A 12,250-nucleotide genomic window follows, 5' to 3' on the forward strand; every position below is an offset into this window, starting at 1 on the left:
ACGGTTGTCATGACACGGCCGGAGGTTTCCCCCGGATTCGCCGTGCGCACGGCTGCGTCAAGCATCGCCACCGCTTCCGTCTCGGGCAGGACGTCGAGATCGATCTTCCTGGCCCCGTGCAGATCACCGAGTTTGTGTCTGCTGGTCACCAGCACACTGTGAGGGGCACTCGGCACCAGCGGCCGAACCTGGTCGGCAGACGACGCGTTGTCGACAACGACGAGCACCCGGGCCTTCCGCCCGGCGAGCTGGGATCGGTACAGCACCTCACGCGCCGGCAACGCCGGTGGGATGTGCTTGGCAGCGACGCCGAGAGCCTGCAGGAGCATCGACAACGCCTCACCGGGATCGAGCCGGTTGCCCGCCGAATAGCCCTGCATGTCGACGAACAGCGCACCTCCAGGAAACCACCCTGCACCGACGGCATCGTGTGCCGACTTGACCGCGAGCGTGGTCTTGCCGACCCCAGCGAGGCCGGCTACCGAAGACACCGCGACCGGCGCGCCTTCCGGCGACGGCCGCAGTACATCCGCTATCCGACTGAGGTCGGCCGTCCGGCCGGTGAAGTCCGCATTGGCTGGCGGCAGTCCGGCCAACGCGGCAGGCACCGCCCCGGCGACGTAGACATCCCTCGCTTGCAGCACGAAGCCAGGGACTTCTCCACCGATCTCGTTGTGCGACTCCGCCATGCACTACTTTCTACCGCCAATCTGCGGAGCCGGTGCGGGAACCAGCACCGGCGGTTCCTCGGCCACAGCCATGATCTTCACGGCGCGCATCTCCGCCAACGACTCGGAGCGACAGGCGGAGACGCGTTCCTCGACGTCGAGGACGAGGACGAGGACGAGCCCAACGTGATCAACGGCGCAAGCTCCCCGCAGTCCGCTCACGGAACCAGGAAGCTACTCAATGGTTGCCACTTGACGCCGCGCAACACCACCGTAGCGATGTCGTCTCCACGCCGGACACGTCGTACGCCTAGACTTATTGACACTGCGCCAGTCCGAGGTGGCGCGGCATGACCTAGCGGAAGGCACTTTCGATGGCACAAAAGGTATCCGTCCAAATCGTCGACGACATCGACGGTGGCGAAGCCACCCAGACCGTGCCCTTCGCGCTCGACGGCGTCACCTACGAGATCGACCTCTCCGATGACAATGCCGGCGCCCTGCGCGAAGAGCTCGAGCGCTTCATCGACGCCAGCAGGCGAGTCGGCGGACGCAAGGTGAAAGTCGCAACTGGACAGTCCACCGTGGCCGGTGGCACTGCGAAGCCCACCGACCGTGAGCGTAATCAGCGAGTCCGTGTCTGGGCGTCGGCCAACGGCTACGCGATCGCCGAACGCGGCCGCATCCCGAAAGAGATCTACGAAGCGTTCGACAGCGCGGAGTCGACCCCAGCCGAACCAGCCGCCGAACAGGCCCCCACTAAGCGCAAGCGTGCGCCTCGTAAGAAATCCTGAACCACTGCCCTTGATGTCCTTCGCCCGATTCACCTGGGGGCATCAAGGGCGCACCAACCGTTGTAGAGATTGAGGCGCCGTGCACATAGCGTCGGACAGATTCGACTCTCTCTTGGGGTGGTGCGCACGGCATGCCCCTGTTGCCGCGGCTAACCCCCCGGCACTGTTGCGGGAGCGCAGTACCTCGGCCCGAAGACGTTCCCCTCACTTATTACAATCGTCCGCAACGCTCACGACCCTGTCAAACGCACAAGCCTGTGCGCCATGCCCAGGCCGCGATCTCCACGCGATTGCGCACCGCGAGTTTGCGCTGCACGTTCGCCAGGTGCGTCTTGACCGTCGCCTGGCTCACGAACAGGTCGGTGGCGATCTCGCTGTTCGTCCGGCCCTGCGCCACCTGGCGGACCACGTCGAGTTCGCGCTCGGTCAGCGGTTCGGCAGGCGCGGCGTCGGGGGTGGCCTTGTCCGTGCGGTCGAGCGCGAAGTGGGCCAGCAGGCGGGTGGTCACCGTCGGGGAGATCAACGTCGCGCCCGCCGACGTGGCGCGGACGGCCTCCACCAGCAGCGCGGGCGACATGTCCTTGAGCAGGAAGCCGCAGGCACCGTTGCGCAGCGCGCGGTAGACGTACTCGTCGAGGTCGAACGTGGTCGCGATGAGGACGTTCAACGGGTTGAGTACGCCGGGGCCTGCCAGCAGCCGGGTCGCCTGCAGGCCGTCGAGCTTGGGCATCCGGATGTCGAGCAGGCAGACGTCCGGGCGCAGCCTGCGCGCCTCGTCGACGGCGGACTGGCCGTCGCCGACCGAGGCGACGACCTCGATGTCCGGTTGGGAAGCCAGGATCATCCCGAACGCCGAGCGCATCATCTCCTGGTCGTCGGCGATCAACACACGGGTGCTCATCCGCGTCATGATGGCAGAGCCGAGGTCAACGGCAGCGTCGCGGCCACGCGCCAGCCGTCGTCCACCGGCCCGGAGGTCAGCGTCCCGCCGACCGCCTCGACGCGCTCGCCCAGTCCGACGAGACCGAACCCGCCGCCGGACGAACCGGGTTTGGCCGCGCCATCGTTGCGCACCACGATCTCCAGCATGTCGTCGGGCAGCGTGCGCGCGCCGACCTCGACCCCGGTGGTGCCTTCCGCGTGCCGCAACACATTCGTGAGCGATTCCTGGACGACGTGGTGCACGGCGTTGAGCACGTGCGGGACGAGGTGGGTTGTGGCGAGCGCCTCGTCGATCTCCACCCGTACTGGCGGGCCGACGAAGTCGCGGGCCGGCTCGGACAGCACCGCGCCGAGTGGCTTTCGCACCGGGATCGGCTGGTCGTCGCGCAGCACCGCGATCATCCCGCGCATCGACGCCAGCGCCTGCGAGCCCGCCTTCTCGATGCCGGCCAGCATCGCGTCGAGCGCCTCCGGGGTCGGCCGGTTCCCGGCTGCCGTGGTGTAGCGGACGGCCTGCGCCTGCGCGACGATCGCGGTCACATGGTGGGCGACGAAGTCGTGCAGATCGCGGGCGTAGGTGAGGCGCTGCAGCTGTTTGGCCAGCTCGTGGCCGTCGGCGCGGCGCTGGTCGTGCAAGCGCAGGTACAACCCGAGCAGGACCACCACGGCCGTCGCCAAGGAGGTCAGGATGACGAAGACCTCGAGCTCGGGCTTTTCGATCGTGTAGCACCGGGTCGGCAGCGTCACGATCGTCAAGGCCTGCAACGGGACGAGCAGCGCCGAGCGCCGGGGTGGCAGTTCGATGATCACCCGTGTCATCAGGCAGGCGAGCGCGATCGTCTCGACCAGGCCGTAGGTGTTGTCCAAGCCGTCCGGCAGTGCCGCGCAGAGCAGCGTGAAGGCGATCGAGACACCGCACGCTTCGACGAGCACGACCGGGCGCAGCGTGGGCATGGCCAGCACGGCCACCTGCACCAGCCCGCAGATGGCCAGTCCGATCCCGGTGGCCGGGGTTTCCGCGCTGGTGCCTTCGAGCACCGCGAGCGTGGCCGCCGTGAGCAGCCCCAGCGCCAGCGCGCCGCGCTGAATCCAGGTGAGCCTTGCGAATGTCGCCAGCATGGCTGCCACGTTAGGACAGTTCTCCAAGGACAGTCCTCATTCGTTCGGCCGAGCACGTCCAGGTTCACTCGGCAGTTTGGTTGAGCCGGAAAACTCTGCCGACCGCGAACCATGTGGACCATGAACGAACACGCTGTCGCCGAAGTGGAGCAACTCAGCAAGGTCTATGGCACCGGCGGTGCCGCCGTGGTCGCGCTGTCCGAGGTGTCGGTGCGCTTCCGCCGTGGCGAATTCGCCGCGATCATGGGCCCGTCCGGCTCCGGCAAGTCCACTTTCATGCATTGCCTCGCCGGGCTGGACACGCCCACCTCCGGCAAGGCCCGTATCGCGGGTGTCGACCTCGGCTCGCTGAACGACGAGCAGCTGACCCAGGTCCGCCGCGAGAAGATCGGGTTCGTCTTCCAGTCGTTCAACCTGCTGCCCACGTTGAGCGCCTGGGAGAACATCACGCTGCCGTTGTCGTTGTCCGGCAAGAAACCCGACCGTGCCTGGACCGACCAGGTCATCGAGGCGATGGGCCTCAAGGACCGGCTCGACCACCGGCCGGCGCAGCTTTCGGGCGGTCAGCAGCAGCGTGTCGCGTGCGCGCGTGCGCTGATCACGCGGCCGGAGATCGTCGTCGCAGATGAGCCGACCGGCAACCTGGATTCCCGGTCAGGCGCGCAGATCCTCTCGCTGCTGCAGCGCTGCGCACGGCAGTGGCAGCAGACGGTGCTGATGGTCACACACGACCCGATCGCCGCTGGCTACGCGGACCGCGTGCTGTTCCTCGCCGACGGCCGCCTGGTCGACGAGATGACCCAGCCGACACCCGGCCGGGTGCTCGACCGCATGCGCCGGTTCGACACGCAGGCGGTGGGCTGATGTTCCGGCTGGCATTCCGCTCGATACTGGCGCACAAGGCCAGGTACCTGTTGCCCGCGCTCGGCGTGGTGCTCGGGGTCGCGTTCGTCGTCGGCTCGCTGCTCTACGGCGACGCGGTCAAGTCCTCGATCGAACGCGCCCAGCTCCGCGCGCAGGCCGACGTCGCGGTCAAGGTGGCGCCGGAGCGCTACAGCACGCCGATGGGTGACGACGTCGTCGGTCAACTCCAAGGCCTGCCAGGAGTCGCCGCGGTCCGGCCGATCGCCGACGGCCGCGCGTTCCTCGTCGGCAAGGACGGCGCGCTCGTCGGGCTGCCCGACCGCGCGGTCGGCGTCAGCTACGACCCCGCCCGCTTCCCGCTGCGCGCCGGGAAGGCGCCGGCCGGTCCCGACGAGGTCGCCGTCGACGAACTCGCCGCCAAGAAGGCCAGCCTCGGAGCCGGCGATCAGGTGAGCGTGATCGTCAAGGGCGTGGTGCGCCAAGTGCGGCTCGTCGGGGTGTTCGCGGGCGACGACGCGCGGCTGGCCTCGGGCGGCACGCTCGTCGCGTTCGAGATGAAGACCGCGGTGGCGCAGTTCGCGCACGTTCCGGGTAGCTACTCGGCGATCGACCTGGTGGCCGCGCCCGGCGTCAGCCAGGACACGCTCGCCAACAGTGTCACCGCGATCCTGCCGGAGAAGCAGTTCTCGATCGAGACGGGCAACCAGCTCAACACCCCGCGCAGCGACAACAAGATCACCGAGATCCTGCTGATCTTCGCGGCCGTGGCCCTGTTCGTCGCGGTCTTCCTGGTGGCGAACACGTTCACCATGCTCGCCGCGGCCCGCGCCCGCGAGAACGCGCTCCTGCGCGCGGTCGGCGCGTCGCGGAAGTACGTGCTGCGCACGGTGCTCGCCGAGGCGACCGTGCTCGGCCTGATCGCTACGGTGCTCGGGTACCTGCTCGGCATCGGCGCCGCGCTCCTGCTCAACCGCGCGTTCGCGGTCATCAACGGACCCGGCGTGCCGCTGCAGGTGTTCAGCATCGGCGCGCTGTGCGCGGCCATCGGGGTCGGCGTCGGCGTGACCACGGTCACCGCGTACATCCCCGCACGGCGAGCGGCCGCGATCCCGCCGATCGCGGCACTGCGCACGGGGGTCTCGCCGACCGCGAAGTCGTTGCGCCGCAGGAACATCATCGGCCTCGTCGGCACGCTGCTGGGCGCCGCGATCACCGTGGCAGGCATCCAGGCCGAGGACCTGATCTACCTGGGCGCGCCGGTGACCATGCTCGGCCTGATCATCCTGACGCCGTGGTTCAGCCTCGGCCTGACCAAGATCCTGCGCGGGCCACTCACCCGGCTGGCCGGGATGCGCGGCACGCTGGCCGTGGAGAACACCCGCCGCAACCCGCGCCGGACCGCCGCCACCGCGGCGTCGCTGATGATCGGCCTGTCCGTGTGCGCCGCGGTCACCGTGCCCATCGCCTCGGTCGCCGCGGCGAGCGCGAAGATGTCGGCGACCGTCGACAAGGCCGACATCGAAGTCACCACGATCGACTGGGCCGACCTGTCCGCGAAGACCGCCACGGACATCGCCAAGGTGCCAGGCGTCCAGTCGGTCACTCCGCTGTCCCCGGTCGCCATCCAGCTGGACGACGGCGGGTTCCTCAACCCCACCGGCGTGGATCCCCGGAGCGTCACCGACTTCTTCCCGCTCAAGATCAAGCAGGGCACACTCGACCAGCTGGCGACGGGCCTCGCGGTCTCGGAGCAGCTGGCGGCCGCATACGGCTGGACCATCGGCTCGGTAGTTTCCGGCACTTTCAAGGCGAACTCCGGCGACTCACCGGCATCACTGCCGATCGTGGCCATCTACGAGGCCTCGGAGTCAGGCGAGCGGGCACTGATCGCCGTGCCGAAGGACGCCGCGCCACAGAAGATCCTGGTGAAAACGGCCCAGGACGCGTCGACGGTCAGCAAGGCGATCCAGCACGCACTCGCCAACCCGACACTGGTGGTCCAGACGAAAGCCGAGGTCGCCGAGGCGGCGGGCGCGAAGGCGGCGGTCTTCCTGAACATCCTGTACGCGTTGCTGAGCGTTTCGGTGCTAATCGGCGCGCTCGGCGTGGTGAACACGATGACGATGTCCACTTTGGAGCGAGTGCGCGAGATCGGCCTGCTGCGCGCGGTCGGCCTCGGCCGCAAGCAGGTCGGCTCGGTGCTCCGGCTGGAGTCGGTGATCATCGCGATGCTGGGCGCGCTCATCGGGCTAGTCGCGGGCTGTGCGCTCGGCGCGGCCGTGGTGCTGAGCGTCGGGAAGCTGACGCTGGTACTGCCTTGGGACCGGCTGGGCGTCTTCGTGCTGCTGACCGTCGCGATCGGCATCCTGGCCTCGCTCTGGCCCGCCCGCAAAGCGGCCCAGACGCCGATCCTGACCGCCATCCACGCCGACACCGAGTAAGGGGTCGTGAGTGTTGCGGGCGGTGAGAACCGGCGATATTTGGTGACCTACGGGGCCATGCTCATCGGGATTCGCACGGCGAGGGCCGGACCGCCGGAGTTGCGCTAGAGGTGACAAGGGCCGCCCTTGTTTCGCCAGCACCGCGGATTCCGCCGCAGGTGACCAAAATACAGGTCGGCCAGAACCACCCGTACCACTCACGACCCGTGATCAGTGGATCACCGACGCCACCCCGGTGCCCTGCGGGATGTCACGATGACCGTTGACACGGAGCGGGTACCGCGGCCCTCGCCGCCAGATGCGCCCTGGCTCCCGCCGCCCCTACCGCGATAGACTCGTACGACGTACATCATGAGACGAATTGGGCACTCGCCGCGACGCAATCCGACCGATTAAGGCTGTGCGTACGGCCGCGGAGCGAGCCACCCGGCCTGTTGTCACCACGCAGGCAAGGGAGAGGCCGACTTGCCCAACCCGACCGGGCATTACAACAACGAATGGACGTCCTTTGTCACCAGAGGATGGGTTTGCGAGAAGCAGCACCGCAATTCCGCGCGCCCAGTAAGCGCTTACTTCCGAACCTAGGCGCGACTCGAAACTCGGGGAATCTCCCTGATGCGCCCGCCACCGACCACCGCGAGAGTGAAACATGATCGTTTTGCGCTCGCGACAAGAGGAGGACAGCACACAGTGACTTCACCCGCTGAGCAGCTCGAAACCGCTCTCACCGCGACCTTGGAGGAGAAGGCCGCACGAGGCTGCACAAAGGATCTGCTTCCCACTCAGGGATGGCACCCCGGGGCCAGAGTCGGAGCCACCGCCGAACGTGGCGCGCTCCTCGCCTACAACGACAACGGAGCCGACGGAATCTGCAATCTCGAAAACAGCCAAGGGACATGGTTGAATCTGGCACCAGCTGGCCACGACCGGGATTTTACTCGGCGTCCATATTCGGTCTGGCAATGGCGGCCGGCCTTCAACGGGGACACCGTTTGGGTGCTCGGAGCCCTCGCCCCCGAAGCGGTCCGACTGGAGCTGATCGCTGGCCACACTGTGGCCGAAGCCGATGTCGTGGAGGGGACCTTCGCCGCTGAAATAGTGGTGGACATGGTCAGTCTCCGCGACGCGCGCGGAAGACTCGAAGCTCACGAGGCCGCGTCCGAAGAGAGCCGCGCCGAGTTCGAAAAGATCCTGGCGGACGGGCGCAGGGAAATAGAGCAAGTCAAAGTCAGGGTCTACGACAGTGCCGGCACGGTTCTCTATGACGGGGCGGCGGTCAACGCCACCGACTAGGCAAGTCAGTTCGATGGACTGCCCGGACGGGGAGCCCATCGAACTGGCAGCATCCTGGACCAGACCGTCCTCAGCGGGCCCGAGCGGCACCGACGCGGTTGCTCATCAACGAGCTCGTGTATCCCCGTCCGGTAGTGCACGACTACGCGACGCAAATCCGTGTCGTCGTTCCACATCCGACGTACGGCGGTACACATCTACCTCCGCCGCGATCGCGGCCACGCTGGTCGTGGCATCGTCGGCGAGCATGCGCGCCGACGGTCAGTACGCCACCTTCGCGATCAAGGCGATCCCGGACTACACCGGCGGCCTGCGCGTCTGCGACCTGATCCGCACACAGATCACTGACATCGACATCAAGTGGGCCTGGCAAGGCCCAGCGCGACTGCACCTTGCCGAACACGTCATGGCACCACTGGCCGACCTGCCCGTACACCAGGTCATCTCAGCCTCCCACATCCTGACCGATCTCACCCTCGCCCCCGCGACACCGGTGCACGACTACCTCGACCAGGCAAAACGCCCTTAAGGACCTACAAGCGTCCGCGCCAACAGCAGTGCCCCTTCAAGCCCATGGCCCCTCAGTGACGTATAGCCCGAGCCCACGTGCCGACGGTGTACGCGTTTGTCAACACGGGTCCCCGACCAGTGAGTTCCCCTAAGCAACTTCTAGCAGCGGCCGAAGGCCAAACTCTGCCGGAATGCCGTCCGATAGGTACGGTCAGCGATCGTCCGCCCCCCAGCAACGCGAATTCGCGTTGTCGACACCCCTGGAGCAGACTCTGATGCGCCTTCCCGAACAGGTCATCCCCTGGTATCTCCGCGCCGCCGGCAGGAATCGCGCGTTCCGTTCCGCCAAAAACGCACAAGCGCATATCGACGACCTGGCGCTGCGGCCTCGCCCTTACGCACCGCCGCGTCGGCTCGGATTTCCGGTGACCATCGACGTCTCGCGTCGCGACGGCTGGCCGGTTTACCGTGTGCGCCCCGCGGACGCCGCACCCCGAGGATCCGTCGTGTACACCCACGGCGGAGGTTGGGTGAACGAAATATCCGCAGAGCACTGGCGGCTGGTGGCCCAGATCGCCGCCAAAGCCCGGACCACAGTCGTGGTGCCGATATACCCGCTGGTCCCGCTCGGCACGGCGGACGCCGTGCTGGACGCCGTCGTCGACCTCGCCCGCGAGGCGAGCGAACAGCACGGGGAGGTACGACTCGCCGGGGACTCCGCCGGAGGCCAGATCACCCTGTCCGCCGCCATGGTTCTGCGCGACCAGTACAACGTCACCCTGCCGAGGACCCTGCTCATCTCGCCGGCCCTGGACCTCACCTGCTCGAATCCCCGGATCCCGCAGGTCCAGCCCAGCGATCCCTGGTTGGCAGTGCCCGGCATCCGCGTGTTCGCGGACCGCTGGCGCGGCGAGCTGCCCGTCGACGACCCCCGCGTGAGCCCCCTGGCCGGGGACCTGACGGGGCTCGGTCCGCTCACCGTCTTCACCGGCACCCACGACATCCTCAACCCGGACGCGCACCTGCTGCGGGACCACGCCAAAACGGCAGGGGTCGAGATGGAGTTCCACGAGGAGAAGGGGCTCGTGCATGTCTACCCGCTGCTACCCACCCGAACGGGCGAGGCCGCGCGGGCGATCATCGCCGAACGCCTCACAGCCTGATCACTCTCGAACGGGCCGGAGGACGGACGTCTGTTCGGCAAGGTCGACGAGCATCCGAATCCCTTAGGCCATCCACCGTGGCACAAGGGTGTACTCCGGCAGGGGCTCGGGGCGCCCCTAGCCGCGCACCTGGAGCGGCGCCGGTGAGTCACCTGATCCAGTGATTGAACAGGCCGAGATGAAGCGCCGATACCTTGTGCCCCACTGCCTGACCCGAGCGGGATAGGCCGCCCGATCGACCAGTAGCGGAGGATTTCAAGCTCGGCGTTTGCCCTGCTCACGCAGAGGCCCCAAGCGCGTGGCATCCAGCAACCTGACGATCTCGCTGTTCTGCTGAGCCCACAGCGGCAACGACCCGAGGTCGGACAGGTCGACCAGCCCCGTACGTGTATAGCGTCGGGGACGGTCATCGCCTCGATGGCCTGTCGATATGACGCCTCGTCCAGGGTTTTGACGAGTTCCAGCCGAGCGCCCTGGCTGGGGTCCGCATTGTAGCCGATGCGGATTCCCCGTGTGCCACGAGGTAGTAGAGGCGAGGCGGAGTCTGGCTCGTCGTGTTCGTCCAGACGCCGCCTCGGCGGTCGGAGTGTGCGGTCAGAGTGTGAGGCTCCAGCGATGGAGGGTGCCGGTGTCGCCGGGTCCGCCGTCGTGGATGGACAGCGTCCAGGTGCCGCGGGCGGTTTCGGTGGTGGAGACGGTGTGGCTCGTGGTTCCGGTGAGCAGGTGGCAGGTGGTGCCGCCGTAGCTGTGCAGTGGGTAGCTGCGTCCGGCGGGGCTGGTGAGGGTGATGTCGAGGTCTTCGACGCAGGTGTGGTCCGCTGTGATCGCGACGGTGATCGGGGTGATGGTGTTTCCTGGCGCTGTCGAAGTGATGGTGCTGCGGCTGGTCTGGTAGTCGCGGATGGGTGTGCTGGTGCTGTTGGTGAAGGTTCGTGCGGTGTCACCGGTGCTGGTGGTGATGGTGATGGGTGTGCTGGCGCGAGAGGTGTTGCCCGCGGCGTCGACGGCTTTGACGGTGACGGTGTAGCTCGCGCCGGGCGCCAGGCCGGTCACGGTCGTGCTTGTGGTGGTGGAGGTGGCGGCGAGAGTGTCGCCGGTATAGATCTGGTAGCCGGTGACGGCGGTGTTGTCGGTGGAGGCGTCCCAGGTGAGGGTCGCGGTGGTCGCGGTGACGGCGGTGACGCGGACGGCTGCCGGTGTGGTGGGTGCCTGGGTGTCGCTGTGCCCCGGGCGGGTCTGCAGGGTCAGGCCCCACTTGCGCAGAGGTTCGTTGATCGGCTGGAAGGTGGACTGATCGCGGGCTCCTCCTGGTGAGCAGGAGGATTGACCTCCGGAGTGCAGGCCGACGGCTTTGGTTCCGGCGAGCCAAGCTCCGCCGGAGTCCCCGGCGATGGAGCAGGCGGTGGTGAAGGAGACGCCTTCGATGGTGGCCACGGTGTAGACGACGGTTTGGTCGATGGCGGTGACCTTGCCGCATTGCCAGCCTGAGGCGACGCCGGAATGGCAGACGGCTTGGTTGACCAGTGGTTCGGTCGAGCCGGTGACGTCAACGGCGGGGCCGCCGTAGGTGTTGACCGACGGGGAGAGTTGCCATGTCGGTTCGGTGACGTTGACGACGCCCATGTCTCCTTCTCGGCCGAACACGCTGTGGGTGCCGCCGACGTTGGAGGTGCCGATCCGGTCTTGCTGGCCGCTGCTGCCCCAGGCGGGCTGGTTGGGGTCGTTGGTGCAGTGGCCGGCGGTCAGGAAATGCCTGCCTCCGGTGGCGTCGGTGGCGGGGAAGCCGATGGAGCAGTTGGCCTCGGCGCCAGGGAGCCAGCGTCCTCCGGGGCGCACGTCCCCGCCTTGTGGTGTGAGGCGGTCGGCGACGTGGGTGATGCGGACGCCGTTCCCGAGCCTGATGATGTCTTTGGCGAACTGTTCGGTGGCGTGATCGTCGGCCGCGGCGGCGATCCGGACGGTGACGGTGTCGCTGATCGGGTCGATGCCCCAGCCGGTCACCCCGGGGATCCCGGTGGCGAGGCGCGCGACTTCGGTACGCAGGCGCTGCAGTTCGGCGCGGCCGCGGGACACGGTCACCGGTGTGGCGCCGGAGGCGGCGACTTGCGCGGCCCCTGCGGTGTCGGTGACGGCGACCATGAGCCTGCCAGTGGTGTCGTCGAGCCAGGATCCCGGGCTTTGTTCACGGACCTGGGCGGGAAGGGTACGGGCGATCGCTTCGGCGGTGTCCTGGGCCAGCAGGCGGTTCCGCGCCGCGTCCCGGCTGATTCCCAGATCGCGGCTGAGCGCGTCGACGAGCGCGGTGGGTGGGGACCCGGGCGGCGGCGAGACAGCCGACGCCGGCAGGGGCGGCAAAAGAGCGAGGGCGAAAGCGGCACCGGAAGCGAGGGTCGTGAGAGTGCGAATGTGCATGACTTTCTCCAGGCGAAGGGGAGGGAGGGGTCCCCGCCTCAGAC

The 12,250-nt window shown here is 67.8% G+C and carries 8 protein-coding genes and 2 pseudogenes; 6 read left to right on the forward strand and 4 right to left on the reverse strand.

Annotated elements, in window-relative coordinates; translation table 11 throughout:
* A pseudogene (locus tag AVR91_RS00225) lies at nt 1-689 on the reverse strand (hypothetical protein); the annotation flags it as partial.
* A 353-nt stretch (nt 690-1,042) separates the two neighbouring features.
* On the opposite strand from AVR91_RS00225, the gene AVR91_RS00235 reads away from it, so the two are divergent.
* A complete protein-coding gene (locus AVR91_RS00235) occupies nt 1,043-1,462 on the forward strand; it encodes a histone-like nucleoid-structuring protein Lsr2 (RefSeq protein ID WP_063271724.1) in 420 nt (139 codons plus the stop codon).
* Nucleotides 1,463-1,703: 241 nt separating this feature from the next.
* Here AVR91_RS00235 and AVR91_RS00240 read toward each other — a convergent pair whose 3' ends face one another.
* Together AVR91_RS00240 and AVR91_RS00245 are read right to left on the reverse strand one after the other, a co-directional pair.
* Nucleotides 1,704-2,363 (reverse strand): response regulator, encoded by a 660-nt coding sequence (locus tag AVR91_RS00240; protein WP_063271723.1) that lies wholly within the window; start codon nt 2,361-2,363, stop codon nt 1,704-1,706.
* 5 nt (nt 2,364-2,368) lie between these two features.
* Complete coding sequence (locus AVR91_RS00245; RefSeq protein WP_063271722.1) at nt 2,369-3,523, reverse strand: sensor histidine kinase; 1,155 nt, start codon at nt 3,521-3,523, stop codon at nt 2,369-2,371.
* A 111-nt stretch (nt 3,524-3,634) separates the two neighbouring features.
* Here AVR91_RS00245 and AVR91_RS00250 point away from each other — a divergent pair, with 111 nt between their 5' ends.
* From AVR91_RS00250 to AVR91_RS00270, 5 genes and pseudogenes are all read left to right on the forward strand, one after another.
* Nucleotides 3,635-4,387 (forward strand): ABC transporter ATP-binding protein, encoded by a 753-nt coding sequence (locus tag AVR91_RS00250; RefSeq protein WP_211282595.1) that lies wholly within the window; start codon nt 3,635-3,637, stop codon nt 4,385-4,387.
* The gene (locus tag AVR91_RS00255; protein ID WP_063271721.1) at nt 4,387-6,828 is read left to right on the forward strand and encodes an FtsX-like permease family protein; all 2,442 of its coding nucleotides are present in this window, start codon (nt 4,387-4,389) and stop codon (nt 6,826-6,828) included. Before AVR91_RS00250 ends, AVR91_RS00255 begins: the two co-directional genes overlap by 1 nt.
* A gap of 690 nt (nt 6,829-7,518) precedes the next feature.
* The gene (locus AVR91_RS42570; RefSeq protein WP_143253827.1) at nt 7,519-8,121 is read left to right on the forward strand and encodes a hypothetical protein; all 603 of its coding nucleotides are present in this window, start codon (nt 7,519-7,521) and stop codon (nt 8,119-8,121) included.
* A gap of 271 nt (nt 8,122-8,392) precedes the next feature.
* Nucleotides 8,393-8,650 (forward strand): annotated as a pseudogene (locus AVR91_RS44385) (acetoacetate decarboxylase family protein); the annotation flags it as partial.
* A 256-nt stretch (nt 8,651-8,906) separates the two neighbouring features.
* Nucleotides 8,907-9,794, forward strand: coding sequence for an alpha/beta hydrolase fold domain-containing protein (locus AVR91_RS00270; protein ID WP_063271719.1), 888 nt, complete (start codon nt 8,907-8,909; stop codon nt 9,792-9,794).
* 594 nt (nt 9,795-10,388) lie between these two features.
* Here AVR91_RS00270 and AVR91_RS00275 read toward each other — a convergent pair.
* Entirely contained in the window at nt 10,389-12,206 is a 1,818-nt protein-coding gene (locus AVR91_RS00275; protein WP_063271718.1) for a proprotein convertase P-domain-containing protein, read from the reverse strand.
* Nucleotides 12,207-12,250 lie beyond the last annotated feature (44 nt).

This window comes from Amycolatopsis keratiniphila subsp. keratiniphila, from assembly GCF_001620365.2.
Lineage (GTDB): Bacteria > Actinomycetota > Actinomycetes > Mycobacteriales > Pseudonocardiaceae > Amycolatopsis > Amycolatopsis keratiniphila.

What these genes read in the sequence shown, in the direction of transcription:
- AVR91_RS00235 (WP_063271724.1), top strand. Translation starts at nt 1,043, where the DNA reads ATGGCACAAAAGGTATCCGTCCAAATCGTCGACGACATCGACGGTGGC.
- AVR91_RS00240 (WP_063271723.1), bottom strand. Translation starts at nt 2,363, where the DNA reads ATGAGCACCCGTGTGTTGATCGCCGACGACCAGGAGATGATGCGCTCG.
- AVR91_RS00245 (WP_063271722.1), bottom strand. Translation starts at nt 3,523, where the DNA reads ATGCTGGCGACATTCGCAAGGCTCACCTGGATTCAGCGCGGCGCGCTG.
- AVR91_RS00250 (WP_211282595.1), top strand. Translation starts at nt 3,635, where the DNA reads ATGTGGACCATGAACGAACACGCTGTCGCCGAAGTGGAGCAACTCAGC.
- AVR91_RS00255 (WP_063271721.1), top strand. Translation starts at nt 4,387, where the DNA reads ATGTTCCGGCTGGCATTCCGCTCGATACTGGCGCACAAGGCCAGGTAC.
- AVR91_RS00270 (WP_063271719.1), top strand. Translation starts at nt 8,907, where the DNA reads ATGCGCCTTCCCGAACAGGTCATCCCCTGGTATCTCCGCGCCGCCGGC.
- AVR91_RS00275 (WP_063271718.1), bottom strand. Translation starts at nt 12,206, where the DNA reads ATGCACATTCGCACTCTCACGACCCTCGCTTCCGGTGCCGCTTTCGCC.